Source organism: Amycolatopsis melonis (genome assembly GCF_040064235.1).
Classification (GTDB): Bacteria; Actinomycetota; Actinomycetes; order Mycobacteriales; family Pseudonocardiaceae; genus Amycolatopsis; species Amycolatopsis melonis.
Window position 1 is genome coordinate 346,472 of record NZ_JBDZYD010000001.1, and the last position, 26,498, is coordinate 372,969.

Annotated in this window: 24 protein-coding genes; 14 read left to right on the forward strand and 10 right to left on the reverse strand. The window is 72.3% G+C overall.

Translation table 11 applies throughout. The features are described from left to right. Positions 1-19: 19 nt before the first annotated feature. Complete coding sequence (locus ABJI51_RS01615; RefSeq protein ID WP_348947658.1) at positions 20-418, forward strand: PH domain-containing protein; 399 nt, start codon at positions 20-22, stop codon at positions 416-418. 10 nt (positions 419-428) lie between these two features. Here the strand turns inward: ABJI51_RS01615 and ABJI51_RS01620 are convergent, their stop codons facing one another. Together ABJI51_RS01620 and ABJI51_RS01625 are read right to left on the reverse strand one after the other, a co-directional pair. After that, a complete protein-coding gene (locus ABJI51_RS01620) occupies positions 429-1,208 on the reverse strand; it encodes an exodeoxyribonuclease III (protein ID WP_348947057.1) in 780 nt (259 codons plus the stop codon). Between the two features lie 72 nt (positions 1,209-1,280). Then, positions 1,281-2,003 (reverse strand): S1 family peptidase, encoded by a 723-nt coding sequence (locus ABJI51_RS01625; RefSeq protein ID WP_348947058.1) that lies wholly within the window; start codon positions 2,001-2,003, stop codon positions 1,281-1,283. A gap of 164 nt (positions 2,004-2,167) precedes the next feature. Between ABJI51_RS01625 and uvrC the strand changes: the two genes are divergently transcribed. From uvrC to whiA, 4 genes are read left to right on the forward strand one after another with little or no spacing between them, the layout of a single operon-like run. Then, a complete protein-coding gene (gene uvrC / locus ABJI51_RS01630) occupies positions 2,168-4,123 on the forward strand; it encodes an excinuclease ABC subunit UvrC (RefSeq protein WP_348947059.1) in 1,956 nt (651 codons plus the stop codon). Positions 4,124-4,165: 42 nt separating this feature from the next. Beyond that, the gene (gene rapZ / locus ABJI51_RS01635; RefSeq protein WP_348947659.1) at positions 4,166-5,023 is read left to right on the forward strand and encodes an RNase adapter RapZ; all 858 of its coding nucleotides are present in this window, start codon (positions 4,166-4,168) and stop codon (positions 5,021-5,023) included. A gap of 1 nt (position 5,024) precedes the next feature. Next, positions 5,025-6,017, forward strand: coding sequence for a gluconeogenesis factor YvcK family protein (locus ABJI51_RS01640; protein WP_348947060.1), 993 nt, complete (start codon positions 5,025-5,027; stop codon positions 6,015-6,017). After that, positions 6,017-7,009 (forward strand): DNA-binding protein WhiA, encoded by a 993-nt coding sequence (whiA, locus tag ABJI51_RS01645; RefSeq protein WP_072477941.1) that lies wholly within the window; start codon positions 6,017-6,019, stop codon positions 7,007-7,009. Before ABJI51_RS01640 ends, whiA begins: the two co-directional genes overlap by 1 nt. On the opposite strand, the gene ABJI51_RS01650 is transcribed toward whiA, so the two are convergent. Beyond that, positions 6,975-7,841, reverse strand: coding sequence for a hypothetical protein (locus ABJI51_RS01650; RefSeq protein ID WP_348947061.1), 867 nt, complete (start codon positions 7,839-7,841; stop codon positions 6,975-6,977). The genes whiA and ABJI51_RS01650 overlap by 35 nt on opposite strands. Then, positions 7,838-8,248, reverse strand: coding sequence for a DUF6086 family protein (locus ABJI51_RS01655; RefSeq protein WP_348947062.1), 411 nt, complete (start codon positions 8,246-8,248; stop codon positions 7,838-7,840). Before ABJI51_RS01655 ends, ABJI51_RS01650 begins: the two co-directional genes overlap by 4 nt. A 154-nt stretch (positions 8,249-8,402) precedes the next feature. On the opposite strand from ABJI51_RS01655, the gene ABJI51_RS01660 reads away from it, so the two are divergent. Continuing rightward, entirely contained in the window at positions 8,403-9,362 is a 960-nt protein-coding gene (locus ABJI51_RS01660) for a glucosyl-3-phosphoglycerate synthase (RefSeq protein WP_348947063.1), read from the forward strand. A 224-nt stretch (positions 9,363-9,586) separates the two neighbouring features. On the opposite strand, the gene ABJI51_RS01665 is transcribed toward ABJI51_RS01660, so the two are convergent. Beyond that, positions 9,587-10,447, reverse strand: a complete 861-nt coding sequence (locus tag ABJI51_RS01665) for a sterol desaturase family protein (RefSeq protein ID WP_348947064.1) — start codon at positions 10,445-10,447, stop codon at positions 9,587-9,589. Between the two features lie 70 nt (positions 10,448-10,517). On the opposite strand from ABJI51_RS01665, the gene ABJI51_RS01670 reads away from it, so the two are divergent. Then, entirely contained in the window at positions 10,518-11,126 is a 609-nt protein-coding gene (locus ABJI51_RS01670; protein WP_348947065.1) for a TetR/AcrR family transcriptional regulator, read from the forward strand. Here ABJI51_RS01670 and ABJI51_RS01675 read toward each other — a convergent pair. Then, the gene (locus ABJI51_RS01675) at positions 11,101-12,228 is read right to left on the reverse strand and encodes a hypothetical protein (protein ID WP_348947066.1); all 1,128 of its coding nucleotides are present in this window, start codon (positions 12,226-12,228) and stop codon (positions 11,101-11,103) included. The genes ABJI51_RS01670 and ABJI51_RS01675 overlap by 26 nt on opposite strands. Positions 12,229-12,354: 126 nt before the next feature. Between ABJI51_RS01675 and ABJI51_RS01680 the strand changes: the two genes are divergently transcribed. Further along, the gene (locus ABJI51_RS01680; RefSeq protein WP_348947067.1) at positions 12,355-12,711 is read left to right on the forward strand and encodes a hypothetical protein; all 357 of its coding nucleotides are present in this window, start codon (positions 12,355-12,357) and stop codon (positions 12,709-12,711) included. 55 nt (positions 12,712-12,766) lie between these two features. On the opposite strand, the gene ABJI51_RS01685 is transcribed toward ABJI51_RS01680, so the two are convergent. After that, the gene (locus ABJI51_RS01685; RefSeq protein ID WP_348947068.1) at positions 12,767-15,313 is read right to left on the reverse strand and encodes a PQQ-dependent sugar dehydrogenase; all 2,547 of its coding nucleotides are present in this window, start codon (positions 15,311-15,313) and stop codon (positions 12,767-12,769) included. A 219-nt stretch (positions 15,314-15,532) separates the two neighbouring features. Continuing rightward, positions 15,533-15,970: a PPOX class F420-dependent oxidoreductase gene (locus tag ABJI51_RS01690; protein WP_348947069.1), complete on the reverse strand. Its 438-nt coding sequence runs from the start codon at positions 15,968-15,970 to the stop codon at positions 15,533-15,535. Positions 15,971-16,088: 118 nt separating this feature from the next. Between ABJI51_RS01690 and ABJI51_RS01695 the strand changes: the two genes are divergently transcribed. Genes ABJI51_RS01695 through ABJI51_RS01710 form a run of 4 tightly spaced genes read left to right on the forward strand, consistent with a single transcriptional unit; the run spans position 16,089 to position 23,666 of the window. Continuing rightward, positions 16,089-17,564: a hypothetical protein gene (locus tag ABJI51_RS01695; RefSeq protein WP_348947070.1), complete on the forward strand. Its 1,476-nt coding sequence runs from the start codon at positions 16,089-16,091 to the stop codon at positions 17,562-17,564. Next, entirely contained in the window at positions 17,564-18,364 is an 801-nt protein-coding gene (locus ABJI51_RS01700) for a hypothetical protein (RefSeq protein WP_348947071.1), read from the forward strand. Before ABJI51_RS01695 ends, ABJI51_RS01700 begins: the two co-directional genes overlap by 1 nt. An 11-nt stretch (positions 18,365-18,375) precedes the next feature. Next, a complete protein-coding gene (locus ABJI51_RS01705) occupies positions 18,376-22,827 on the forward strand; it encodes a coiled-coil domain-containing protein (RefSeq protein WP_348947072.1) in 4,452 nt (1,483 codons plus the stop codon). Between the two features lie 38 nt (positions 22,828-22,865). After that, entirely contained in the window at positions 22,866-23,666 is an 801-nt protein-coding gene (locus tag ABJI51_RS01710) for a TIGR03620 family F420-dependent LLM class oxidoreductase (protein WP_348947073.1), read from the forward strand. Here ABJI51_RS01710 and ABJI51_RS01715 read toward each other — a convergent pair. Then, entirely contained in the window at positions 23,663-24,145 is a 483-nt protein-coding gene (locus tag ABJI51_RS01715; protein WP_348947074.1) for a YybH family protein, read from the reverse strand. The genes ABJI51_RS01710 and ABJI51_RS01715 overlap by 4 nt on opposite strands. Before the next feature lie 37 nt (positions 24,146-24,182). Between ABJI51_RS01715 and ABJI51_RS01720 the strand changes: the two genes are divergently transcribed. Then, on the forward strand, positions 24,183-24,527 hold the full coding sequence (locus tag ABJI51_RS01720) for an ArsR/SmtB family transcription factor (protein WP_348947075.1): 345 nt from the start codon (positions 24,183-24,185) through the stop codon (positions 24,525-24,527). Here the strand turns inward: ABJI51_RS01720 and ABJI51_RS01725 are convergent. Further along, positions 24,508-25,152: a LysE family translocator gene (locus tag ABJI51_RS01725; protein ID WP_348947076.1), complete on the reverse strand. Its 645-nt coding sequence runs from the start codon at positions 25,150-25,152 to the stop codon at positions 24,508-24,510. The genes ABJI51_RS01720 and ABJI51_RS01725 overlap by 20 nt on opposite strands. 72 nt (positions 25,153-25,224) lie before the next feature. Here ABJI51_RS01725 and ABJI51_RS01730 point away from each other — a divergent pair, with 72 nt between their 5' ends. Then, a complete protein-coding gene (locus ABJI51_RS01730) occupies positions 25,225-26,406 on the forward strand; it encodes a winged helix DNA-binding domain-containing protein (RefSeq protein WP_348947077.1) in 1,182 nt (393 codons plus the stop codon). The last annotated feature ends 92 nt before the right edge of the window (positions 26,407-26,498 follow it).

Consider the following 26,498-nt stretch of genomic DNA (forward strand, 5'->3'; position numbering starts at 1 on the left):
GATCCGCCCCCGGCGGGCGATGATCATGTGCAGCGTGCTGGCGGTGGCGCTGCTGGCGGTCTTCGTGGTGGTCGCGGTCCTGCTGCGCAACGGCGACACGGGCGTGCGCTTCCAGCGCTCGGACCAGGCGGCGATGGTCGGCATCGGGATCCTGCTGGCCTGCGGCGTGATGCTGTTCGCCATCGCGCGGGTGCGGGCCGACGCTGAGGGCATCGAGGTCCGCAACGTCCTGGTGACGCGGCGGTTCGCGTGGAGCGAAGTGCTGTCGGTGAGTTTCCCCGACGGGGCGTCGTGGGCGCGGCTGGAGCTGCCGGACGACGAGTACCACGCGGTGATGGCGGTCCAGGCCGTCGACCGGGACCGGGCAGTGGAAGCGGTGCGGGCGCTGCGGAAACTGCACCGCGCGGCCACCTCTTGAGCGCTGAGCGTCAGAGGTCCAGGTCGACCACGATCGGCGCGTGGTCCGACGGTCCCTTGCCCTTGCGTGCCTCACGGTCCACATAGGAATCCGTGACCGCGGACGCGAAAGCCTCGTTCCCGTACACCAGGTCGATGCGCATTCCCTTGTTGTTCGGGAAGTTGCCCGCCCGGTAGTCCCAGTACGTGAACGGGTGGTCGTACTTCAGCGGCCGCGGGAAGACGTCCGACAGGCCCAGGTCCCGCAGGCGGGCCAGGGCGTCGCGCTCCGGCTTGGTCACGTGGGTCGACTCCGCGAACAGCGTGATGTCCCAGACGTCCGCGTCCGTCGGGGCCACGTTGAAGTCGCCCAGTACCGCGAACGGGCCCGGCGCGGACAGCTCCGACGCCACCAGCGAGTGCAGCGACGACAGCCACTCCAGCTTGTACGCGTAGTGCGGGTTGTCCGGCTCGCGCCCGTTCGGTACGTACACCGACCACACGCGCACCCCGCCGCAGGTCGCGCCCACCGCGCGTGCCTCGGACGCCCCGTCGAACTGCGGCTCGCCCGGCAGCCCGCGGACGACGTCGGACAGGCCCACCCGCGACACGATCCCGACGCCGTTCCAGCGTCCGAGCCCGTACGCCGCCACCTCGTACCCCAGCGCCTCGATCTCGGCCAGCGGGAACTTCTCCGTCGTCGTCTTCAGCTCCTGCAGGCACAGCACGTCCGGCGCCGTCTTCTCCAGCCAGTCCAGGACGCGGGGCAGGCGGGGGACGATGGAGTTCACGTTCCAGGTGGCGATCCGCATGCCGCGAGCATCCCACACACCACCGACAAGAACGGGGCGGCGCCGCAGCGCCGCCCCGTCCCCGGGAAGTCCTCAGACGCCGGAGGTCGTCCGGATCCAGGACCGGCTCGCCGCCACGCTCGCGTAGTTGTTCGTACCGCGGGTGTTGGAGCCACTCTGGTTCTGGACCGTCGACGCCACGCCGACCTGGACGCCGTTCGCCACCTGCGGGCCGCCCGAGTCGCCCTTCCACGCCGAGCCGTTGATGCCCACGCTCTGGATCGCGCGGCCGCCGTAGGCGTCCGTCGAGCGGCCGGTCACCTGGACGTTCGCCGTCTTCAGCGACGACGCCGGCGGGCCGGTCGGGGTGGTGCGGCCCCAGCCGTAGATCTGGTTGGTGCTGCCGGTCGCCGGGTCCGAGCTGCCGAGGGTGATCGGGGCCGTGCTCGTCGCCGAGGCCAGGTGCAGCAGCGCGATGTCGCCGTTGGGGGACTCGTACTCGCCGTCGACGGCGATCTTCGTGCCCGACAGCAGCGTGTTGCTGCCGACCCGGACGTACATGCCCGAGCCGTCCTGGTCGAGGCAGTGCACCGCGGTCAGCACCCAGCGGGCCGCGATGACCGTGCCCGAGCAGTTGAAGCCCTGGTAGTCGCGCCCGGGCGTGTTGACGTAGACCTGCGCGCCCCAGGAGACCGTGGGGGCGGTGGTGCCGCCGACGATGTTCGGCTGGACGCCGGCGGAGGCGACCGCGCCACCGGCGAGGGTCAGCGCGACGGCAGCCGCGGAGGCGGCACCGAGGAGACGGAGAGAGGTCACGGCGGTGATCCTTTCGGAAGGGGACCGGAGCGGCCGGTCGGAAAGTAACCACCGGGTCACAGGTGCGGACACCGACGAAGGTCGGAATCGGACCAACACCCTACTTCCGGCGGGCGGGCCGGGGGCGCGCGAAAACTGTCGGTGGTCCCCCATAGTCTTGGGGGGTGGCTGACCCGACCACCTACCGTCCCTCGCCGGGGAGCATCCCGGATGCCCCTGGCGTGTACAAGTTCCGTGACGCGACCAAGCGGGTCATCTACGTCGGCAAGGCGAAAAGCCTCCGCAGCAGGCTGAACTCCTACTTCGCCGACCTCTCCGGCCTGCACCCGCGCACCCGGCAGATGGTCACCACGGCCGCGAGCGTCGAATGGACCGTCGTCACCACCGAGGTCGAGGCGCTCCAGCTGGAGTACAACTGGATCAAGGAGTTCGACCCGCGGTTCAACGTCCGCTACCGCGACGACAAGAGCTACCCGGTGCTCGCGGTGACGCTGAACGAGGAGTTCCCGCGCCTGCACGTCTACCGCGGCGCCCGCAAGAAGGGCGTCCGGTACTTCGGCCCGTACGCGCACGCGTGGGCCATCCGCGAGACCCTCGACCTGCTGCTGCGCGTCTTCCCGGCGCGCACCTGCTCGGCCGGGGTGTTCCGCCGCCACGGCCAGATCGGCCGTCCCTGCCTGCTCGGCTACATCGACAAGTGCTCCGCGCCGTGCGTCGGCCGCGTCTCGGCGGATGAGCACCGCGACATCGTCGAGGACTTCTGCGACTTCCTCGCGGGCAAGACCGACGTCATGATCAAGCGGCTCGAAGCCGAGATGGCCGCCGCTTCCGAAGAGCTCGAGTTCGAACGCGCCGCCAGGCTGCGCGACGACCTCGGCGCGCTGCGCCGCGCCATGGAGAAGCAGGCCGTGGTGCTCGGCGACGGCACCGACGCCGACGTCGTGGCCTTCGCCCACGACGAGCTGGAGGCCGCCGTCCAGGTCTTCCACGTGCGCGGTGGCCGGGTCCGCGGCCAGCGCGGCTGGGTCATCGACAAGGCCGAGGAAATGGACGTCCCGGCGCTGGTCGACCACTTCCTCACCCAGTTCTACGGCGACGAGGCGGAGCTGGACGCCCGCGACGACGTCGACGCCGGCCCGGTCGTGCCGCGCGAGGTCCTGGTGCCGGAGCTGCCCGCGGACGCCGACGCGGTCGCGGAGTGGCTGAGCGGCCTGCGCGGCTCGCGGGTGCAGCTGCGGGTGCCGCAGCGCGGCGACAAGAAGGCGCTGGCCGAGACCGTCGAGCGCAACGCGGGCGAGGCGTTCACCCAGCACAAGCTGCGCCGCGCGGGCGACCTCACCGCGCGCTCGGCGGCGCTGACCGAGCTGCAGGAGTTCCTGGGCCTGGACACCGCGCCGCTGCGCATCGAGTGCGTCGACATCAGCCACATCCAGGGCAGTGACGTCGTGGCGTCGCTGGTCGTCTTCGAGGACGGGCTCGCGCGCAAGTCCGAGTACCGCCGGTTCGCGCTGCGCGAGGCGGCCACCGAGGGCGACGTCGCGTCGATCGCCGAGGTCGTGCGGCGCCGGTTCTACCGCTATCTCAAGGAAACCGCCGAAGAGACGAGCAAGCCCGGCCTCGACCCGGAGACCGGGCGGCCGAAGAAGTTCGCCTACCCGCCGAACCTGCTGGTCGTCGACGGCGCGGGCCCGCAGGCCACCGCGGCCGCCGACGTGCTGGCCGAGCTGGGCATCACCGACATCGCCGTGGTCGGCCTGGCCAAGCGCCTGGAAGAGGTGTGGCTGCCCGCCGACCCCGATCCGGTGATCCTGCCCCGCACGTCGGAGGCGCTGTACCTGCTGCAGCGGCTGCGCGACGAAGCCCACCGCTTCGCCATCACCTACCACCGCGAGAAGCGCTCCAAGCGGCTGATCACGTCCGAATTGGACAGTGTGCCCGGGCTGGGGCAGGCTCGCCGCACCGCGCTGATCAAGCACTTCGGCTCGGTGAAGAAGCTCAAGCAGGCCAGGGTCGAGGAGATCGAGGCGGTGCCCGGCTTCGGCAGGCGCACCGCGGAGGCCGTGGTCGCCGCGCTGGCCGGGGAGACCGGCGCGGGTCACGGCACAGAAGCAGGGGAGTAGGGAAAGACAGTGAGTGCGCAAGAGGAAATCCGCGGGTCCGGCATGGAGGTCGCGGTCGTGTCCGGGTTGTCGGGGGCGGGCCGCAGCACCGCGGCCAAGTGCCTGGAGGACCTGGGCTGGTTCGTCGTCGACAACCTGCCCCCGGAGCTGATCGCCACCATGGTCGAGCTGGGCGCGCAGGCGCGCGGCGCGATCACCAAGGTGGCGGTGGTGATGGACGTGCGCTCGCGCGCGTTCACCGACGACCTCGCCTCGGTCATCAAGGACCTCGACGCCCGCGGGTACAAGCCGCGCGTGCTGTTCCTGGAGGCGACCGACGCGGTGCTGGTGCGGCGCTTCGAGGCGGTCCGCCGCGGCCACCCGATGCAGGGCGAAGGCAGGCTCGCCGACGGCATCACCGCCGAGCGCAAGCTGCTGGAGCCGCTGCGCGAAGAGGCCGACCTGGTGCTCGACACGTCCTCGCTGTCGGTGCACGACCTGCGCGCCAAGATCGAGGACGCGTTCGGGTCCGAGGCGAGCACCCAGACCCGGGTCACCGTGCTGTCCTTCGGCTACAAGTACGGCCTGCCGATGGACGCCGACCTGGTGATGGACGTCCGGTTCCTGCCCAACCCGTTCTGGATCCCGGAGCTGCGCGAGCACACCGGCCTCGACGGCGAGGTCCGCAACTACGTGCTCTCGCAGGAGGGGGCCGAGGAGTTCCTCGACCGCTACCACCAGCTGCTGCGGCTGATCGGTGCCGGCTACAAGCGCGAGGGCAAGCGGTACCTGACGCTGGCCGTCGGCTGCACCGGCGGCAAGCACCGCAGCGTGGCGCTGTCCGAGGAGCTCGCCCAGCGTCTGTCCAATGAGGACGGTATGGCCGTGAAGGTGGTGCACCGCGACCTTGGTCGTGAATAACGTGCGCGCGGTCGCCCTCGGGGGCGGCCACGGGCTGCACGCCACGTTGTCCGCGGTGCGGCGGGTGACCCCCGACGTCACCGCGGTCGTGACCGTGGCCGACGACGGCGGATCGTCCGGGCGGCTGCGGCGCGAACTCGGGCTGCTGCCCCCTGGCGACCTCCGGCAGGCGTTCGCCGCCTTCGCCGCGGAGGACGGCGGCACGCTGTGGGCCGAGGTCTTCCAGCACCGCTTCGGCGGCGACGGCGCGCTGGCCGGGCACGCGGTGGGAAACCTGCTGCTGGCCGGGCTGTTCGAGGTCCTCGGCGACCCGGTCGCCGCACTCGACGAGGCGTGCCGGCTGATGGGCGTCTCGGGCCGGGTGCTGCCGATGTCGCCGGAGCCGCTCGACATCGAGGGCGAGGTCAGCGGCCTCGACAGCGAGGACCCGGCGGCACTGCGCACGATCCGCGGCCAGGTCGCGGTCGCGTCGACGCCGGGGCAGGTGCGGCGGGTGAGCTTGCGCACCCCGGGCCGTCCCGGCCGGCCGCCGCGGGCGTGCGACGAAGCGGTCGAAGCGGTCCTGAACGCCGACGTCGTGTTCCTCGGGCCCGGTTCGTGGTTCACCAGCGTCCTCCCGCACCTGCTGGTGCCCGGGCTGCGTGACGCGCTCGTGCGAACGCGCGCGACGAAGGTGCTCGTGCTCAACCTTGTCCCCCAGCCGGGGGAAACCGCGGGATTCTCCCCGGAGCGCCATCTCGACGTACTCTTCGAGCACGCGCCCGATCTGCGGGTCGACGCGGTGATCGCGGACCGCGATTCCGTGCCCGACCCGGCAAATCTCCGGCGCGCGGCGCAGCGGCTGGGCGGGCGTGCGCACCTGGGGGCGGTCGCGGACCCGGGAGTGGCGGGACGGCATGATCCTGATGCGCTCGCGCGGACGATGCGGGAGGCTCTCGGTCTCGGCAGGGACGGGGAGTACGGGGGAGGAGCGAAAGGCAGGGAGGGGCAGTAATGGCGATGACCGCCGCGGTGAAGGACGAGCTGAGCCGGCTGGAGATCACGAAGATCGGGCCGCGCCGGGCGGAGGTCGCGTCGCTGCTTCGCTTCGCCGGCGGGCTGCACATCGTGGCCGGCCGGGTGGTCGTGGAGGCGGAGCTGGACACGGGCTCGGTCGCGCGGCGCCTGCGCAAGGAGATCCACGAGCTGTACGGCCACCATTCGGACGTCCACGTCATCACCGCCAGCGGCGGGCTGCGCAAGGGCACCCGATACGTCGTGCGCGTGGTGAAGGACGGTGAGGGCCTGGCCCGCCAGACCGGGCTGATCGACCAGCGCGGCCGCCCGGTGCGCGGGCTGCCCGCGGCCGTGGTGTCCGGCGGCGTGGCCGACGCGGAAGCGGCGTGGCGGGGCGCGTTCCTCGCGCACGGTTCGCTGACCGAGCCGGGCCGTTCGTCGTCGCTGGAGGTGACCTGCCCCGGCCCGGAGGCGGCGCTGGCGCTCGTCGGCGCGGCCCGCCGGATGGGCATCCAGGCGAAGTCCCGCGAAGTGCGGGGCGCCGACCGGGTGGTGGTCCGCGACGGCGACGCGATCGGCGCACTGCTGACCCGCCTGGGCGCGCACGCGAGCGTCCTGCAGTGGGAGGAGCGGCGGATGCGCCGCGAGGTCCGCGCGACGGCCAACCGCCTGGCCAACTTCGACGACGCGAACCTGCGCCGTTCGGCCCGCGCGGCGGTCGCGGCGGCGGCCCGGGTGGAGCGCGCCCTCGAGATCCTCGGCGACACGGCCCCGGACCACCTGCTGGCGGCGGGCAAGCTGCGGCTGTCGAACCGGCAGGCGTCGCTGGAGGAACTGGGCCAGCTGTCGGACCCGCAGATGACGAAGGACGCGGTGGCCGGGCGGATCCGCCGTCTGCTGGCCATGGCGGACAAGCGGGCGAAGGACCTGGGCATCCCGGACACCGAATCCGCGGTCACGCCGGAGATGCTCGAAGAGGAAGACGCCTGACGAGGTCCCGCAGCCAGGGCTCGGCGATCGCGGGTTCGCGGCTCATCGTCCGGGCCGGCCGTGCGCGGACGGCGGGACTGCGCCCGGCTTCGACGAGTGCGGCCGCCTCGGCCAGCGCCCGGCGGGTCCGGTGGTCGCGGGCGGGCGTGCGGACTTCTCCGTCGGCCCAGAAGCCGCGGCCGAACGAGCGGGTCAGTTTCTGCTGGTGGTCGGCGAAGTAGCTGAACACCGAGCTGTCCAGGGAAACGTTCCGGACGGCCCCGGCGGGCAGCGCGCGCGTCCATTCCGCGTGCTGCTGCCACCGCCGGGTGTTCGGGCTGGTGTGCGTGCGCCGGGGCAGCCCGAGGATCCGGATCCGGCGGACGGCGGCCGTCCAGTCCGCGCGTTCGTCGGCGGCCCAGTCGCGGAGGATGCCGAGCAGCTGCCCGAAGGACGTGCCGGTCGACACGACGTCGGCGAACACGACGGGCCGGGAACCGCGGGCGAGGGCGGCCGGGCTCAGGCCGTGGGCGGCCAGGTTGGCGCGCAGCTGCGCGACTTCGGCCGGGTGGAGCCGTCCGCCCGGCCGGCTGTCCATCGATGCGGTCGACAGCGGCAGCAGGTGCAGCCGGGCCGGGTCCGGCAGGGCACCGCCGAGCAGGTCGAACACCGAATCCACCGACCGGCCGACGAAGTACAGCTCGCCGTCCTCCGAGCGTGCGACCACCTTCGCGGCGCAGTCGATCAGCTCGCCGAGGAACCACAGGTCCGGTTCGGGGATGCCGTCGAGCAGCGTGCCGAGGTGGCCGGGGCGCACGAGATCCCAGCGGAACGGCCGGTTCGGTTCGATCACGCGGGCATGGCCCCGGCGTACTCGGCGATTAGGGCGGCGAGCCGGTCGGGCGCGGCCGCGCCGCCGCCCGGGAGGTCGCGGGGAGACGTCCCGGGCGGCCCGTCGAGCGCGGGCAGCGCCAGCCTGCCGCGGCGGGCGAGGACGGCTGCCGTCGCCACGAACCCTTCGAGGAGCGCCCGCTGGATCGGATGCGCGGTCGCACGGTACTCGGAGACCAGGGCGTCGGTGAAGGCGCCGAAGGCGGCGCCGTCGATGGGGTGGTCGTCGGGGTCGCCGGGCGTCACCCCGATCCCGGAGGGCCGTCCCGCGAGCGGGACCAGCGTCTCGGCGAGGCGCGCGAACAGCGTGCCGGGCCCGTTGGCCGGGTTCCACACGGGCCGGCCGTCGATGCTGAAGTACTGGCTCATCGGCGGCGAGCTTAAGGTGCCGCGACGCGCCGGTCAGCCGGTTTTCCGCGTTAACGCAACGGCTCATCTCGTAACACCGTGGTAGCGCCGGGGAGCGGCCGCCGAAACGCGGGACCCCGAACCTCGGAGGGGGAACGAGGGAAGGGGACACGCCATGCTGCAGGTTTCGCCGGAGATCGGCACCTGGCTCGCCCGGCGCAGCAGCCGGGCGGGGGACTGGACCGTCGAAGACCTCGTCGCGGCCAAGCGCGGCACCACCGTCTCCGTCGTCATCCCGGCGCGGAACGAGGAGGCCACAGTCGGCGCGATCGTCACCGCCATCCGTGAAGAGCTGTACGGCGTGCTCGTCGACGAGATCCTCGTCGTCGACAGCCGGTCCACCGACGCCACCGCCGAGGTCGCCGCGGCCGCGGGGGCGGACGTCGTCGCGCAGGACGCCGTGCTGCCCGGCCTCGGCGGCCTGGCGGGCAAGGGCGAAGCGCTGTGGAAGGGCGTCGCGGCGACGAGCGGGGACCTCGTCGTCTTCGTCGACGGTGACCTCCACGACTTCACCACCACCTACGTCACCGGGCTGCTCGGCCCGCTGCTCACCGACCCGTCGGTGGCCTACGTCAAGGGCTTCTACCACCGCCCGCTCAAGGGCGAGGCCGACGGCGGCGGCCGGGTCACCGAGCTGGTCGCGCGGCCGCTGCTCAACATGTTCTGGCCGGAGCTGTCCGGCTTCGTCCAGCCGCTCGCGGGCGAGTACGCGGGACGGCGCGAGGTGCTGGAGAGCATCCCGTTCGTCGCCAACTACGGCGTCGAGATCGGCCACCTCATCGACCTGCTCCAGCTACGCGGCCTGGACGCGCTCGCCCAGGTCGACCTCGGCCACCGCGCCCACCGGCACCAGAGCACGCAGGCGCTGGGCCGGATGGCCGGGCAGATCATGCAGACGCTCTTCGCCCGCCTGGAGCGCTACGGGCGGCTGGTCACCGCCGTGCCGCCGGCCACGCTGCTCGCGCAGTTCCAGCGGGGCACCTCGGCGGACGTCGACCGCGAGCTGGTGCTGACCGACCTGACCTCGCCGCAGCGCCCGCCGCTCAACAGCCTCGCGCTGCGGGACATCGCCTAGGGCCTGTATCGAAGTGGGGAATGGCCTGGACTCACCGGGACCGAGTGCGGGAAGGGGGCGCGGCGGGGTGGCCTGCCGCGGCGATCCGTCGGGGGCCAGGTGAGCCGAAAGGCGCTTTCGTCGCAGCTGGTGCAGCGAACGGGCCTTTCGGCTCACCTGATGCGAGGAAAGTCCCTTTCAGTCCGCCCTCACGACCACCGAACGACTTCGATACAGACCCTAGCTCAGGCGGTCACGTGTTCGGGCCGCCAGCCGGGCGGCCCGAACACGTATCCGGCGCGCTCGCGCCACGTCCGGGCGCCGCGGAGGTCGCGCAGGATCGAGCCGTACTCGTGGAAGCCGACCTTCAGCAGGTTGTAGGTCCCGATGTTCTTCGTCAGCCCGTACGTCGGCCGCCTGCCCTCGGGCACGAAACTGCCGAACAGCCGGTCCCAAATGATCAGGATGCCGCCGTAATTGGCATCCAAGTACTCCTCGTCGCTGCCGTGGTGGACGCGGTGGTGTGACGGGGTGTTGAAGACGTACTCGAACCAGCGCGGCAGCTTGCCGACCTTCTCGGTGTGCACGAAGAACTGGTAGACGAGGTCGATCGACAGGCCGGTCAGGATCATCCACGGCGGGATGCCGCACAGGGCCAGCACCGACCAGAACGGCAGCTGGAAGTACGGGGTCCACTTCTGGCGCAGCGCCGTCGAGAAGTTGTAGTGCTCGCTGGAGTGGTGCACCTGGTGGCCGGCCCACAGCAGCCGCACGCGGTGGCTCGCGCGGTGGTAGGCGTAGAAGACCAGTTCCTGGCCGAGCAGCATGAGCACCCACGTCCACCAGTCGCGCGGGTCGAACCTGACCGGTGCCAGCTCGAACAGCGCCGCGAACACGACGAGCATCACCAGCCGGAACAGCGCGTTGACCCCGACGGCGACGGTGCCCATCAGCAGGCTCGTGCGGGTGTCGGCGACGCTGTAGCCGACCACGTTGTCGTCGTGGCCGAGTACGTGCACGGCGACGATTTCGATCGCCACGAACAGCAGGAACACCGGAATCGCGAACAGCACGGGGTCGCGCAGGTGGGCCAGGTACTCGGCCACGTCGCCTCCTCGGATCTGACCATGCGGTAACTTACCCTAGGGTCACTTAACCGACGGTAGGCTCTGGGACGTGACGGAGTCAAGGGCGGTCGGGACCAAGGGCATGCCGCGCGAGGAGCGCGAGGCCCAGCTCGTCGTGGCCGGCACCGAGGAGTTCGGCCGGGCCGGGTACGCGGGCGCGTCGATGGTCGAGATCGCGCGCCGCGTCGGGGTGACGAAACCGTTGCTGTACCAGTACTTCGGCTCGAAGGACGGGCTCTACCTCGCGTGCCTGCACCGCGCGGGCAGCCGCCTCACCGAAGGCGTCGCGACGACCATGGCCGAGGGTGGCGAGCCCGACCAGATGCCGCTGAAGGTGCTCTCGGCGATCTTCACGACGTTCGACCACGACCGCTACGCGTGGCGCCTCCTGCGTGACGCCACGGTCCCGGCAACCGGCGACATCGCGGCGGCGGCCGCGGACTACCGCCGCCGCCTGGACGCGTTCGCCCTGCTCGGCGCGACGCAGCTGATGACATCGCGCGGCCTGGCCGATCCGGTGGACATCGAAGCCATCGCCCAGGTCTGGACCGGCGTCGTCGACTCGCTGATCAGCTGGTGGATCGACCGCCCGGACGAGGACGCGGCCGCGATGACGGCCCGGTGCGCGCGGATCATGGGAGGCCTGTTCGGCTGGTGAGGTCCGCCAGCGCCGCGCGGACCTCGGCGAGCAGCCGGGGCCGGTCGTCGCCGTAGGTCACCTCGGCTGCCGACAGCGTGCTGCCCAGTGCCTCGAGGGGATCGGCCTCCGTGGCCCGGAAGATCGCCGGGAACGCCATGGCCTGCTGCAACGCGTCCTCGCCCCGCCCGTCCGGCAGCCGCACCAGCGTCTGCGGGACCGCGGGATCGGACAGCAGGCGGTTCCACGCCGCGTGCCAGTCGTCGAACGGCGGCGGCAGCGGACGCCCTGCGTCGAGCGCGCGCAGGCCGTCGGCGATCCAGCCGACCGTGTCCAGCCGGGCGCGGGCGAACGCGAGGTGGGCCACGTGCCGGGCGAGCGCGCGCTGGACGGCCGGTCCCGCGTCGACCGCGGCGCCCACCAGTTCGCGGTCGGTCTTGGCGAACTCCCGCAGCGATCCCGGTGGCAGGTCCAGGATCCGGGCGTCCGGGAGCGTCCCGCCCCACTCGCGCAGCAGCCGCTCGTGCTCGGCCTGCGCGCGGGCTTCCTCCTCGGCCCGCTGCCGTGCCGCCTGCCGCTCGGCGAGTTCCTCCTCCGTCGGCGGTGGCGGCAGTTCCTGCGCGACGCCGTGCCAGTACGCCGCGATCGCGCTGGTCTGCCGGACGACCGCGTCCGGCGCCGGAAGCGCGGGCCAGAACTGCAGCACGTACCGGTCCATCTCGGGCTCGCCGTCCATGCGGGTGTCGCGGTGGCGGCCCGCGTCCATCCCGAAACCGCTGTAGCGGACGCGGTAGTCGCCCGGGGCCAGCCCGAGGTCCCACCAGTCCCCGCCGCCCCAGGTGACCAGTGCGGCGCCACCCGACGGCCGGAACGACGCCTCGACGACGTCCTCGCCGCCGGGGTCCGGCGGCTCGGTGTCGTGCACCTCGGCGGTGAACCCGACGTTCCCGGTGTGCAGGCCGGTGACGAGGAACAGGTGCCCGGGCAGGGCGGCGCCGCACAGGCCGTTGCGTTGCCCCGCGAAGCACGCCGACAGGTCGCCGTCGAACGGCTCGCCGTCCGTGCTCTGGACGTAGAGCTGGCTGTAGCTGACATGGACGTCACCGTCGACCGCGATGCGCATGCCGCGATCATGCCGACCACCACCGACAGTTTCCGGGGCCCGGCGCCGATCCGTCCCGCGAACGGCGTAGCGAAAGCGGCCGTTTTCGCGATTAATCACCGAAGCCGTCCTGTCGAGAGGTGCCGCATGCCCGAATCGCCCGAAACCGCCCTGCTCGCGCAGCGGTTCACCGAGGATCTCCTCGACGGCTGCCGGGTCCTGGCCCGGGACTACGGCTACCGGCCCGCCCAGTTCGAGCGCATGGTGCGCGAACACGGCGGCGTCGAGGCGGTCCGGCTGCTGCTGCGCGGCGCCGGCACCGCAGGCGGGTTCACCGTGCTCTGGGAGAAGAACCAGCTCGGCCGCAGTTCCGAGGCGACCATGCTGCGGGAGGAATACGCCGACCTGTTCACCGCCGACGAACTCCTGCTGGCCCGGCGGCGGCTGGAGGAACACGGCTTCGACGTCGACGCGCACCTGCGCCGGACCGCCGTCGAGGGCTGAAAAGCAGGAGCGGCAGGGGTGACCGGCGCCGCTCCGGTCACCCCTGCCGCGGCTTCTAGGCCGCCGCGCTGGACTTGCCGCGCAGCTTCACCGTGGCCGCCGAGGCGCCCTGGATCGCGGACTCGATCTGCGCCATCGTCGACGACGACGTCAGGCCGGGGACCGTGGCCGTGTTCAGGGCGTGGAGCGTGAACGTGTACGGGTGGCTGGAACCGCCCGGGCAGGGGCCGAAGTACTGCTGCGCGTTCGCCCCGCTGCCCATGGCCTTCTGTTTCGCGCCACCCTGGCCCGGGACGGTGTAGCCCGCGCCGAGCGCTTCCGGCAGCGACGTCGCCGCCGCCGGGATGTCCCAGATCGCCCAGTGCAGCTTGTTGCCGCCGTTCGCGACGTCGGCGAACACGACCGCGTAGCCCTTCGCACCCTCGGCCGCGCTCCACGCGAGCGGCGGCGACGGGTCCCGGCCCGCCGTGCCGTCGCCGGCACAGGTGTACTTGTCGGGGATGGTCGCGTTGTCGGCGAAAGCGGAGCTGGTCAGCCTGAACCCGCCGGGGAACTTCAGGCGCACGATCACGTTGTCCAGCACCGACGGCGTGCCGCCGTTCTTGTCGTTGTTCGTCGAGGTCAGCCACAGCCCGCCGTCCGGGGTCTTCGTGACCGAGCGCAGGCGGCCCCAGCGGCCGGAGAACAGCGCCGACACCGTGCCGACGCCCGTGCCCGCCGCGTTGATCTGCGTGGCGAACAGCTGCTGCCCGGTGACGCCGGCAATGTAGATCCAGTCGTTGACGATCTCCACCCCGCTCGGCCCGGCCTGCGAAGTCGGCCACGTCTTCTTCGGCGCGATGAAGCCGCTGCAGCTGCCGATCGTGCCTTCGCAGCTGGGCCAGCCGAAGTTGCCGCCCTTCTGGATGAGGTTCAGCTCGTCCTGGCTGCTTTCACCGAACTCCGCCGCCCACAGCTGGCCGCGCGAGTCCCAGGCCAGGCCCTGCGGGTTGCGGTGGCCGTAGCTCCAGACGTACCGCGCGTTGCCGCCGGTGGCGTAGAAGGGGTTGTCGCTCGGCGCCGAGCCGTCGGGGTTGAGGCGCAGGATCTTCCCGTTGAGCGAACTCTTGTTCTGCGCGTTGTCGCTGTTCTTCGCGTCGCCGACGGTGGCGTACAGCTTGCCGTCCGGTCCGAACTTGATCCGGCCGCCGTTGTGGTAGCGGTTCTTCGCGATCCCGGTCAGCACCGGCGTCGACGTCGAAGACAGCGTGGTGCCGTCGTAGGTCATCTTCACGATCCGGTTGTCGCCGGAAGCCGTGTGGTACAGGTAGATCGCGTGGTCGGACGTCCAGTGCGGCGAGATCGCCAGGCCCAGCAGGCCGCCTTCGCCGGACGTGGTCACCGCGCCCGGCACCTTGCCCAGCGTGGTCTTCTGCCCGGACGGCGTCACCAGCAGGATCTCGAAGCGGTCCCGCTCGGTCACCAGCGCGTTGCCGTTCGGCAGGAAGTCCACCGACCAGCCGAGGTCGACCTTCGCGATGTCCCGGTCGTACTCGGGAATCCCGCCACCGCCGGTCGCCGCGGTCTTCGCGGTGACGGCGTTGCTGGCGGCCGAGCTGTTGCCGTCGGGGTCGCGGGCCTTGACGGTGAAGGTGTAGGAGGTGTTCGGGGTCAGGCCGGTGACGGTCGTGCTCAGCGACGTCGTCGTCGCGACCTTCGCGGTGCCCTGGTAGACGTCGTAGCCCGCGATCGTGCCGCTGTTGTCCGTGGAAGCGTCCCAGGCCAGGGAGACACTGTTCGCGGTGACGCCGGTGGTGCGCAGGTTGCCCGGCACGGTGGGCGGACTGGTGTCGTTGCTCGGCGGGGTGGTGAAGGTGACCACGTTGCTCTGCTGCGACGGGTTGCCCGCGGCGTCGAACGCGCCGACCGAGATGTCGTAGGCGGTGTTGGGGGTCAGGTTGTCGACGGTCGCGGTGGTGGTGTTCCCGTCGACGGTCTTGAGGACGTTGCCGCCGCGGTTGATCTCGTAGCGCACGACGCCGACGTTGTCCGTGGCGGCGGTCCAGGTGAAGGTGGCCGCGGTCGGGAGGATGTTGCTCGCCTTGAGGTTCGACGGCGGCGTCGGCGGTTCGCTGTCGACCGGCGCGGTGAAGGTGTCGGTGAGCTTGTCGGCATTCGGGCCGCCGTTGGCCGTGGTCGCCGTGGTGCGGACCTTGTTGACCCCGGCGGTCAGCTGGACGGTGGTGGTGACGGTCTTCCAGGTGGTCCAGGCGCCGGTGCCGGGGAAGTCGAGGGTGCCCTTGTCCCCGCCGTCGACGGTGAGCTTCACCGGGCGGTTGGCGGTGGTTCCGTTGGCGTAGCGGAAGGTCAGGGTGTGCGTGCCGGCCTGGGCGGCGTTGACGGAGTATTCGACGTAGCTGCCGGCGACGTTGTCGAAGTTGACGAACCCGGTGCCGCTGTAGCCGGCGTGGTTCGACTCGACGGCGCCTTCGAAGATGGTGGCGTTCTCGGCTTCGTAGGTGGTGTCCGCGGCGAAAGCGCTTACCGGGCTGAGCGCGGTGAGGCCGAGCGCCGCGACGGCGGTACCGGCCAGTACCGCGCGCCACGGGGGACGGGGTGCCACTGGGAGCCTCCTGCGTGGGTGGGGGACAGGGGGTGACCGGGGCGGAAGGGGCTTCGGCGGACCACCGGCGGCGATAGTTAGGAAAGTTTCCTATCTATGGGACAGATCACACACCTTCCGGGTGGGCCGTGTCAATACGGATCACCCGCCGTGCCAAGGGTTTCCCGCTCACCGGGGCGCCGGACACCCGGACGGCGTGCGCGGACCGGGGCGGGACAGTCAGCCCGCGATGTCGGCCCGCGCGATGACCTTCGTGATCTTCGCCCGGACGAGTGACTCCTCCGGGACCGCGTTGCGCTTCCCGTACTCCTCGGCGCGCTCGGCACCCATGTACCGCGCGCCCAGCCGGGTGGCCCACGTCAGCATCTCGGCCAGGTCGTGGGTGAGCCGGGCCTCGGCCGTGAACTGGACGTAGGAGTACGGCGGCCGCTGGTCGTCGACGGCAAGGGAGATCCGGCCGTCGCGGGCGATGGCCTTGCCCTTGAGCGTGTCCGTGCCCGTCGTGAAGACCAGCTCGTCGCCGTCCGGGCCCTCGTCCAGCAGGAACCACACCGGCGTCACGATCGGGGCGCCGTTGGCCCTGACCAGGCCCAGCATGCCCGTCCGGGTGCCCGCGGAGGCGAACTCCCACCACTCGTCACGGCTCATCTCACGCATGTGAGCGACGTTAATGCAAACACTGCGGCGCGTCAGCGCCACCTTTGAGGGTGGTGGTGGGGGCATGGATGGAGTCACCCGCGCGTGCGCAGAGGGTGGCCGACTAGCCTGGCCTGCTGTGCGAGACGACGAGACCGGGACACCGGGCCTGGCCGACGAGGGGCTGACGCGCCGCCTCAAGGCGCTGGCCTGCACCGCGCCGCTGCACGACCTGGACGCGCGCAAAGCGAAGCTCGACTGGGCCGACTGTACGGTCTACCAGATGGCCGAGATCGCGCTGCACACGATCGACCAGGTCACCATCGCCATGGACTTCGACACCGGCGCCGGCCACGACGAGGTCATCGACCGGCTGCTGCCGTTCATCGCGCAGCAGGCGCCGTCGCGGATGCCCGAGGAGCACGTCCGCGTCGCCAAGTGGGTGCTGGACAACCTCATCAACGTCGGCACCACCGACCGCGGCTTCCGGCGCGTCTACGGCTCGATCGGGCCGGGTGGCTACCAGCGCCGTCAGTTCGACTTCAAGCTGCTCGTCGAGCTGGCCGCCCCGGACGGCGAGGTCTACCTGCGCGCCACCGACGAGGCCATCAACGTCCTGGTCGGCGCGCTCGACACCGACGTCGAGTCGGCTCAGATCGCCGCCGAGGTCAAGCTGGAGAACCTCATCAACCGCGGTCGTCTGGCCGACGCCAAGCTGGCCGCCGAGCAGGCGCGCTACCGGACCGTCCAGTACGGCGAAACGCTGCGGGCGAAGCTCGACGCGACCCGCCGGGACGTCCGCTCGGTCGACTGGGAACGCGAAGTCCCGGAACTGCTCGACAGCGCGCTCAGCCACATCGAGACCCGCTTCCGCGCCGAGAACGCCATCCTCAAGAACATCACCACCGCCCGCGACGAGACCGAGGACCTCGACCGCAAGCGCCGCGCCGCCGAGCTGGTCGACATCGTCGGCGACTGCATCCGCCGCCACACGCGCCTGCAGTCCCGGCTGGCCGACGCGGGCGCGGTCTTCCGCGCCGAGCAGGACCGCCAGCAGTTCTCGGGCCCGCCGCAGCGTGCCACGCTCGACCTGTTCGGCCAGCTCCTGGTGCCGACCCTGGGCCTGCCGCTGGCCGACGCCGTCGCCCCGGTCGAGCACTTCTTCCACGCCGCCGCCGGGATCACCGCGCCGGTCGTCCCGTCGCTGTCGAGCCTGGTCTCGCTGCTGCTGCGGCCCGCGCCCGAGCGCGACCAGCTGGTCGGCGAGATCCCCGAGCCGGAACTCATGCCCGCCGAGGTCACCGACAAGTTCGGCGACGACGTCTGGCGCGCCGCCGACGAGCTGCTCGACCTGCCGGAGGTGCCGCGGCGGCTGTCCGGCCTGCTCGAAGAGGCCCGCCGCAGCCGTCAGCCCGGGCTCGCCGCCCTGGTCGCGCTGCGCGCCGTCCACGCCTACAGTCCCGGGATCGGCGCCGCCCGGCGCCAGGGGGACCGGCAGGTACTGCTCGCCGTCGACGACGGCACGCTCCTGGACGACCCGGAGTTCGGCGGCGCCGACCTGCTCCTGTCCACCGCCGCCGTAGAGCGGGCCGACGAAGAAGAGGAAGTCGCGTAATGGCGCTGTCCCACAGCAGCGTGGACGCCGAGGCCGCGGCCCGGCTGGTCGCCTTCGGCATGCGGCCGAAGCAGCTTCCGGCCCGCGACGTCGTCTACGGCGACCTCGTGCGCCGCTACGGCGAGGACAACGCGTTCAAGGCACTCACCCACGCCGTCGCCGCCGGGCTGGGGCTCATGGTCCTGGAGGTCAACCAGCAGGCAGGCGCGGTGCTGGCGGCCACCGACGAGTCCGTCTTCGAGATCAAGATGGACTCCTACGCCCGCCAGGCCAAGATCCGCGAGCGCCGCGAGACCGAGAAGGTCCTGCACGGCCTCATCCACCTCGCCACCGCGGCGCTGGGCTACCCGCGCCCGGACGACCTCGCCAACGACACCTACATCGGCCGCGTCAGCGTCGAGCAGGTCGACGCGATGGTCCGCGAAGCCGCCCGGATGCTCGACGAACGCGCCGCGGCGGCCGAGGCCAACAACGACCCGCTGGCCGACGCCCCCGAGCTGGAACAGGCCTGGCGTGCCTACGCCCGCCGTCCCGCCGCCGCGGCGACCAAGGACGGCAGGCTGGCCGCCGACACCACCCGCGGCATGGTCAGCCGCGCCCTGCGCTTCCTCGCCGACCAGGGCTTCCTGGTCCCGGTCAGCGACGAGCAGGGCGGCACCTACCGGACCACGCCGCGCTACCAGATCCAGGTCCGCGAACTCGCCGCCGACGCGGCCTTCGACGACCTGCTCGCGCTCGACGTCGTGGCCGTCGCGAACGACGGCGGCACGCTGCGCGCGGCGGCGTCCGACACGCTCTAAGAGGGGAATCGATGTACGAGCTTTCGCGGGTCCGCCTGCATTCGGTGGGCCCGGCGGGTGCCCGCTACCAGGACGTCGTGCTGGACTTCAGCGGCGTCGGCGCCCGGATCACCGCGCCGAAGCAGGACGCCCTGTTCAGCGCGGGCATCCACGCGACCGGCCCGGCCGAGCTGCGCCGCCCGTCGCCGGCCAGCGTGCTGTTCCTCGAAAACGGCGGCGGCAAGTCGGTGCTCATCAAGCTGATCTTCTCGGTGATGCTGCCCGGCCGCCGCCAGGTCGTCGGCACCACCAGCACGAAGGTGCTCGAGAAGTTCGTCGCCGCCAAGGACGTCTCGCACGTCGTGCTGGAGTGGCTGCACGTCGAGAGCGGCCACCGGATCATCACCGGCAAGGTCTCCGAATGGCGCGGGCACGTCGTGTCCGCCGACTCGGAGAACCTCGTCGACTCCTGGTACTGCTTCCGGCCGACCTCGGCGCTGGGCCTGGACTCGCTGCCGATGACCCAGGACGGCCGGCTGCTCACCATGTCCGGCTTCCACGACAAGCTGACCGCCGCCCAGCTGGCCGAGCCGGAGCTGGAACTGTTCTGGACCCGCCGTCACCACGAGTGGACCGGCCGCCTCGACGGCCTCGGCCTCGACACCGAGCTGTTCCGCTACCAGCGCGCGATGAACGCCGGCGAAGGCGAGGCGGCGGACGCGTTCGCCTTCGGCACCGACGACGCGTTCGTCGAGTTCCTGCTGCGCGCGGTGATCTCCGAAGAGGAACCGAAGGACCTCGCCGAGGTCGTCGCGACCTACGCGCACAACCTCGCCCAGCGCGGGGACCTGCTGGCCGAACGCGACTTCGTGGCGGGCGCGCTGGACCTGCTGGGCCCGCTCGCCGCCGAAGAGGGCGTTGCCGCCGAGTCGCGGAAGATCGCCGAAGCGGCCAAGGCCGACATGGCCGAGCTGGCCGGGCGCGTCGTCGCGCGCAACGAGCTGGAGAACGCGCGGCTGTCGGGGCTCGAAGAGCACGTCGCCGAGGTCAAGACCGCGGAGAAGCTCGCCGAGGGCGACCACCGGCGGCTCGCCACGGCCGTCACGGAACTGCGCCGCCTGGTCGCGGTGCTGCGCCTGGACGAAGCGCAGGAGGTCCGCAAGCGCGTCGACGCCGAGCTGGCCGAGGCGAAGACCGAGGCCGAAGCCTGGCGTGAGACCGCGACCGTGCTCAACTCCTTGAACGCGGCGCGCAAGGCGAAGGACCTGCGCGAACTCGTCGGCAGCCGCGAAGAGAAGGCACGCCCGGCCTTGAAAGCGCGCAACGACGCGGCGGCTGCGCTGGCTCGCGGATTGCACGCGCTGGCGCAGGACGCCCAGCGTCAGGCCGACAAGGCCGAAGCGCACGCGGGCGCGTTGCGGGCCGAAGCCGAGAAGGCGCAGACCGAACGCGACGAGGCCGCGAACCTCGCGGCCGCCCGGCGCGCCGAGGCACGCGGCCTGAGCACGCGGATCACCGAGCTGCGCGAGGAGATCCAGGCCGCGGTCCGCGCGGGGCTGCTGCCTTCGGGCACCGACGTCGCCGAGGCGTCGCGAGCGGCGCGGGCCGCGGCCGAGCAGGCGACCGCCGAGCTGACCCGGCGCGAGCAGGAACTCGACCGCGTCGCCGCGGACCTCCAGGCGGCGCAACGGGCCGTGAACGAGGCTCACCAGCTCGCGGGCACCACCCAGGACCGCTTCGAGCGCGCCACCGAGGACCTCGACCGGGCCCACCGCCGCACCGACGCCCTCGCCGCGGAAAGCCGCCTGGTCGAGCTGCTCGGCGCGGACGACGTCCATCTCGAAAGCGACCTTCCGGTGCTGCTGGAACGGCTGCGCGAGGCGAGCGCGGCCGTGGAGAAGGAGCAGACCGCGCTGCGGATGGAGGAGTCCGCCGACGAGCGGGCACTGGCCGCGCTGGGGTCCGGCGGGCTGCTGCCGCCGCCCGAGGACGTCCAGGCCGCGCTCGACGCACTGGAGGAAGCCGGGATCACCGCGTGGTCGGGCTGGCGTTATCTGTCCAAACTGGACGCTTCACGCCGCGCCGAAGTGCTGGAAAGCCTGCCGCAGCTGGTTTCCGGCGTCCTGCTCAACGACGCCGCGCACGCCGACCGCGCCCGCGAGGTCCTGACGAAGCGGCGGCTGCTGCCGAGCGCGATCATCGCCGTCGGCACCACCGAAGCGCTGCAGGCCGACGTGCCCGCCGCGCCCGGGGTCGAGTTCCTCGTGCCGCCGAACCCCGCGATGTACGACGAAGAAGCCGCCGACGCCGAGCGGGAAGCCGTGGCGCGACGGCACACCGAGCGGCAGCGGCGGCTGGAGGCGCTGGCCGCCAAGCTGTCCGCCGACGGCGCGCTGACGTGGAAGCTCACCACCTGGCGCGAGGACTACCCGCCCGGCGCCATCGCGACGCTGGCCGAACAGGCCCAGGCGGCCCGGACCGCGCGGGAGACCGCCCGCACCGCGCTGGAGCAGGCGGAGGCGGAATTCGCCCGGTTGAGCGAAAAAGCGGCGTCGCTGCGCGAGCGCGTCCCCGAACTGCGCGCGGCCGCGGCCGAAGCCGAGGAGAAGGCGCGGCGGCTCGGCGAGCTGGGTGCCCGCAGCGCCCGGATCGCCGAGTGGACTGAAGAAGCCGAGCGGGCCAACGAGATCGCCGAGCGCGCGGACCTGCAGGCCGCCGACGCCGCGGGCAAGGCCGCGCGGCTGCGCGAGCAGGCGGGGGAGGAGCAGCGCACCGCCGACGGCCACCGCCGGACGGCGACCACCGCGCGGGCCGAGCTGGCCGAGGTGCCCGGCGCGGCCGACGCGGCCGAGGGACCCGCGCCCGGCGAACCCGTCGACGCACTGCGCCGGACGTACGCGTCGGCGTCCGAGGCCTACGCGAAGGTCGAGGTCGGCAGCGACCTGCGCAGCGAGCTGGAACAGGCCGAAGCGGCCGAAGCCGCGGCGGGCTCGGCGCTGGAGGCACTCGACGAAGCCGTCCGGGCGCGGGCGGCGGAACTGCTGGAGACGCCCGACGGCTCCGACGCCTCCGCCCGCGCGGCGGCGCTGGCGCGGGCCCGCCGTGTCGTCGACGGCCTGGAGGACGAGCGCACCGAGGCGATCGGGCTCGTCTCGACGCGGCGCGCCGAGCTGGACGCGCTGCCGATGCAGTCCGGGGCCGCCACGGAGAAGCCGCGCGACATCGAGCACGGCCTGGAACTGATCGACGCGGCCGGGCTGGAGGCGTCGGCGGCGGCGCGGAAGTGGGAAGAGCTGCAGGAACGCCGGGCCGCGGCGGAAGCGACGCTGGAGTCGGCGAAGAACTCCGCGTCCGGGTTCGCGCTGCTGGCCGAGTCGATGGCGCACCTGGTGACCGGCACCGACGCGGTGGCCTACGACGGCGACGTCGAGACCGCCCGCGCCCAGCACGCGCGGCTGAACGCCACGCTGAGCCAGGCCCAGGAAGCCGCCGACGCGGGCGACCGGCGGGTGCGCGCGGCCGCCGACCAGCTCGCCCAGTACGCGACGGAGAAGCGGTTCGAGAAGCTGAGCACGCCGGTGCGCCAGCAGGTCATCTCGGTCAAGCGCGACCAGCTGCCCGCGCACGCGGCCGAGTGGGCCGAGGCACTGCGGCCGCGGCTGCGCTCGCTGACCGACGACCTGGCCCAGATCGACCGGCACCGCGGCGGCATCATCACCCGCCTGCAGGGCATGGTCGACGGCGCGCTGCGGACGTTGCGCTCGGCGCAGCGCGTGTCCCGGCTGCCGGACGGCCTCGGCGACTGGTCCGGGCAGGAGTTCCTCCGCATCCGCTTCACCGAGCTGGAGGACAACGCGCTGGCGGAGAAGCTCGGCGAGGTCGTCGACGAAGCGGCGGCGGGCAAGACCGCGGACGGCCGCGACGTCAAGCGCGACGGGCTTTCCCTGGTGCTGCGCGGAGTCCGGGCCGCGGCGCCGAAGGGGTTCCGCGTCGACATGCTCAAGCCGGACTCGGTGCTGCGGACCGAACGCCAGCGCGTCTCGGAGATTCGCGACGTGTTCTCCGGCGGCCAGCAGCTGACGGCGGCGATCATCCTGTACTGCACGCTGGCGGCGCTGCGGGCCAACAACCGCGGCAAGGTCCGCAGCCGCCACTCGGGCGTGCTGTTCCTGGACAACCCGATCGGCCGCGCGTCGGCGGGCTACCTGCTGGAACTGCAGCGGGCGGTGGCCGAGGCACTGGGCGTGCAGCTGATCTACACGACGGGCCTGTTCGACGCGGGCGCGCTGTCGGAGTTCCCGCTGATCGTGCGGCTGCGCAACGACGCGGACCTGCGGGCGGGCCGGAAGTACCTGTCGGTGGACGCGACGATCCGCAACTCGCTGGAGGACCTTGGCGAACCCGACGGCGTCGCGCGGCTGTCGGCGACGCGGATGTTCACCCGGCCCGCCGAAGATTCCGCTCAGGACGAACAAACCGCCTGAACCGGAACAACTCCGGCCCGGCCGGGGTTCTCCGGCGCATGACGAAACTGGGGCCGCTGGGGGCCGGCCACACCGCACTGGAGACCGCCGAGCCGCCGTCCGCGGTGGCGACCGCGGCCGAACTCGAGGAACTGGGCTACGCCACGCTCTGGATCGCCGGCGGGCAGGGCAACACCCTGCCGCGGATCACCGAGCTGCTGCACGGCACGAACCGGATCCAGGTGGCGAGCGGGATCCTCTCGGTCGACCGGGTGCCCTCGGCCGAGGTGGCCGCGGCCTACGCGGACCTGCCCGCCGGGCGGTTCGTCGTCGGCCTCGGCGGGGCGCACGGCCCGCGGCCGCTGGCCACGCTCAACGCCTACCTCGACGAGATCGACCCGACCGTGCCCGCGCCGTCGCGGATCCTGTCGGCGCTGGGCCCGAAAATGCTGGAACTGGCCAGGGACCGGGCGTCCGGCGCGTACCCGTACCTGGTGACGACCGACTACGTCGCGTCGGCGCGGGAACTCCTCGGCCCCGGCCCGCAGCTGGTGGTGGCGCTGAACGTCGTCGCGGAGACCGGCGCCGCCGCGATGCGGGAGGTCGTGCGCGGCGGCTCGCTGAAGTTCCTCGCCGGAGTTCCGGGTTACGTGGCCAACTTCCGCCGCATGGGCTTCACCGACACGGACATCGCCGACTTGTCGGACCGGCTGGTCGACGGCCTGACGGTGTGGGGTGACTTCGACACCGTGGTGACGCGGCTGCGCGAGTTCCGGGCCGCGGGCGCCGACCAGGTCGTCGTCCCGCTGGAAGACCTGCCGCGCGAGTGGTGGCCGGAGCTGGTGAAGGCGCTGGGCTAGCCGCGGATCGCGGCCTGGTAGGCGGCGAGCGCGTCGGCGTCGTCGATGCTGCCGTGGTGGTGGACCTGGAGCCAGCGGCCGTCTTCGTAGGCGAAGAAGCGCGTCGTGCGGATGCTCAGCGGAACGGTCTCGGTCACGCGGTACTCGCCGGTCTCGCGGCCGGCGAAGACCGCGTGGCCGTCACCGGAGTACTCGACGATGTCGCCGAAGGTGACCGTGACGCGGGCCGGGCCGTGGAAGACGCGGTCGTACAGCTCGGTGATCGCTTCGCCGCCGCGCAGGATCCCGCCGAGCGGGTTGTTCAGCTGGGCCAGGGGATCGGTCGTCCAGACCCGGCGGAACACGTCGAGGTCGCGCTGGTTGAAGGCATAGTAGAAGGATTCGAGGGCGGCCAGTGCGCCGTCGCGGCCGGGTTTCGCGGCTTCGTCGAGCCGGTTGCGGGCGTCGGGGCCGAACGAGACGTCGAGGTGCCGGGGCATGGCGCTCCTTCTAGAGTGTTCGATGGAGGTCGACCAGATGAGTGTACGACAATCATCGAACAGTGCACGAGCCCGCGGGCTGACGCACGTGAACCCGGCCGAGGTCAGCCTGCAGGACGCGCTCGCGGCGGTCGCCGATCCGGTGCGCCGCGAGATCCTGCGCGAGCTGGCCGCGGTGCCGGAGTGGACGAAGGCGTGCGGCACGTTCGACCTGCCGGTGGCCAAGGCGACCCGCAGTCACCACTTCGCGGTCCTGCGCGCGGCGGGACTGATCGAGCAGCGCGACGAAGGCCCGCGGCGGCTGAACCGCCTGCGCCGCCCGGAGTTCGACGAGGCCTTCCCGGGACTGCTGGACCTGGTGTTCAGTCGCTCCGACCCGTGAACGCCAGTGAGGTGCCGAGGCCGATCATCACCAGGCCGCCGGAGCCGCCGAGCAGTTCCAGGCGCTTCGGGGAGCGGGCGAACCAGGCCCGTGCGGTGCCGGCGACGAGCGCCCACGCGCTGTCGGTGGCCAGCGCGATGACCGGCAGGCACAGCCCGAGCAGCAGCATCTGGGCGGGCACCGGCCCGGCCGCCGGATCGACGAACTGGGGCAGCAGCGCCGCCAGGAACACGATCGACTTCGGGTTCGCGAAGCCGACGACGAACCCGACCCGCAGCACGGAAAGCACACGGCCCGGCGTCGCACGCACCTGCGTGGCCATCGCGTCGCGCAGCCGCCGTCGGTGCCGCACGGCCTGGATCCCCAGGTACACCAGGTAGAGCGCGCCGGCGATCTTGATCGCGGTGAACACCGCCGCCGACGTCGTCACCAGTGCGCCGAGCCCGAACGCGACCGCGACGACCTGCGTGTACACGCCCATGGCGTTGCCGGCGACGGTGAGCAGGGCGTCCCGCCGTCCGACGGTGAGCGCGCGGCTGATGGTGAACAGCACGCTCGGCCCGGGGACCACGATCATGAGGAACGTCAGCGCGGCGAAGGCCGCCAAGTGCGTGCCGGAGACCATTTCCCGAGGCTAGCCCCGCCCGCCGCCGGGCGGCCAGCCGTTTTTGTCGGTGCCGGGTGGTAGGAACAGCGGGTGCCTCCGAAGATCAGCACCGACCAGCGCCGGGCCCGGCTCGCGGCGCGTCATCACCTGGCCGCGCCCGCGGCCACAGTGACCGACGCCGTCGCCGGGGTCGTCGCGCTGCACGCCACCGACCCGGCGACCGTCCACCTCTCGGCGTGCGCCCGCCTCGCCGCCCCGGCCGTGCCTGCGGTCGAGCGGGCGCTCTACGAAGAGCGCACGCTGCTGCGGCTGCTCGGCATGCGCCGCACGGTGTTCGTGACGGACGTGGAGACGGCGGCGCTGGTCCAGGCGGGCTGCTCGGCGGACATCGAGGTCAAGCAGCGGAAACTGCTGGAGCAGCACCTCGGGCAGCAGGGGTACCCGGAGAACGTGCCGGAGCCGTCGGCATGGCTGAAGGAGGTCGAGGCGTCGGCCGAGGCGGCACTGCGGGCCCGCGGTTCGGCGACGGCACAGCAGCTGAGCGAGGACGAGCCCCGGTTGCGCCAGCAGCTGCTGATGGCGACAGGCAAGCCGTACGAAGCGATCGGCAACGTGACGAGCCGGGTGCTGTTCCTGTTGGCGGCGAGCGGCCGGATAGCGCGCGGGCGGCCGCGGGGAAGCTGGCTGAGCAGCCAGTACGTCTGGCATCCGCTGGACGAGTGGATCCCGGGCGGCCTGCGGGCCTGGGACGCCGACGAGGCCAGGGCAGAGCTGGCCCGGCGATGGCTGCGCGCGTACGGCCCGGCCCCGGTGTCGGATCTGAGGTGGTGGACGGGCTGGACGGCAGGCCAGACGAAGAAGGCACTGGCGGCCGTGTCTCCCGTGGAGGTCGACCTCGACGGGATGCCGGGCGTGGCACTGGCGGACGACCTCGAGCCGGTACCGGAGGCAGCGCCGTGGGTGGCGTTCCTCCCGGCCTTGGACCCGACCCCGATGGGCTGGCAGGACCGCGACTGGTTCCTGGGCCCCCACCGGGAGGCGTTGTTCGACCGCAGCGGCAACATCGGCCCGACGATCTGGGCCTCGGGCCGCATAGTGGGCGGCTGGGCCCAGCGCGGCTCGGGCGAGATCGCCTACCGCCTGCTGGAGGACGTGGGCGCGGAGACTCGTGCCCTGGTGGAGGCGGAGGCGGAGAGGTGCGCGGAGTGGTTCGGGGAGGTGAGGGTGACGCCCCGGTTCCGGACCCCGCTGGAGCGCGAGCTGGCCCGCTGACTGGCGGCTCGTTCCGGGCTCCGGTGTCTTGAATGACTCATTCAGGACCTCCGAAGACCTGAATGAGTCATTCAAGACACCGTTCGCTCCGG

Bases quoted from the DNA above. Each gene is read 5' to 3' on its own strand.
- ABJI51_RS01675 (WP_348947066.1), bottom strand. From the start codon at position 12,228: ATGCGCATCGCGGTCGACGGTGACGTCCATGTCAGCTACAGCCAGCTC.
- rapZ (WP_348947659.1), top strand. From the start codon at position 4,166: ATGGAGGTCGCGGTCGTGTCCGGGTTGTCGGGGGCGGGCCGCAGCACC.
- ABJI51_RS01655 (WP_348947062.1), bottom strand. From the start codon at position 8,248: ATGAGCCAGTACTTCAGCATCGACGGCCGGCCCGTGTGGAACCCGGCC.
- ABJI51_RS01620 (WP_348947057.1), bottom strand. From the start codon at position 1,208: ATGCGGATCGCCACCTGGAACGTGAACTCCATCGTCCCCCGCCTGCCC.
- ABJI51_RS01660 (WP_348947063.1), top strand. From the start codon at position 8,403: ATGCTGCAGGTTTCGCCGGAGATCGGCACCTGGCTCGCCCGGCGCAGC.
- ABJI51_RS01680 (WP_348947067.1), top strand. From the start codon at position 12,355: ATGCCCGAATCGCCCGAAACCGCCCTGCTCGCGCAGCGGTTCACCGAG.
- ABJI51_RS01705 (WP_348947072.1), top strand. From the start codon at position 18,376: ATGTACGAGCTTTCGCGGGTCCGCCTGCATTCGGTGGGCCCGGCGGGT.
- ABJI51_RS01700 (WP_348947071.1), top strand. From the start codon at position 17,564: ATGGCGCTGTCCCACAGCAGCGTGGACGCCGAGGCCGCGGCCCGGCTG.
- ABJI51_RS01615 (WP_348947658.1), top strand. From the start codon at position 20: ATGATCATGTGCAGCGTGCTGGCGGTGGCGCTGCTGGCGGTCTTCGTG.
- ABJI51_RS01720 (WP_348947075.1), top strand. From the start codon at position 24,183: ATGAGTGTACGACAATCATCGAACAGTGCACGAGCCCGCGGGCTGACG.
- ABJI51_RS01710 (WP_348947073.1), top strand. From the start codon at position 22,866: ATGACGAAACTGGGGCCGCTGGGGGCCGGCCACACCGCACTGGAGACC.
- ABJI51_RS01725 (WP_348947076.1), bottom strand. From the start codon at position 25,152: ATGGTCTCCGGCACGCACTTGGCGGCCTTCGCCGCGCTGACGTTCCTC.
- whiA (WP_072477941.1), top strand. From the start codon at position 6,017: ATGGCGATGACCGCCGCGGTGAAGGACGAGCTGAGCCGGCTGGAGATC.
- ABJI51_RS01715 (WP_348947074.1), bottom strand. From the start codon at position 24,145: ATGCCCCGGCACCTCGACGTCTCGTTCGGCCCCGACGCCCGCAACCGG.
- ABJI51_RS01690 (WP_348947069.1), bottom strand. From the start codon at position 15,970: ATGCGTGAGATGAGCCGTGACGAGTGGTGGGAGTTCGCCTCCGCGGGC.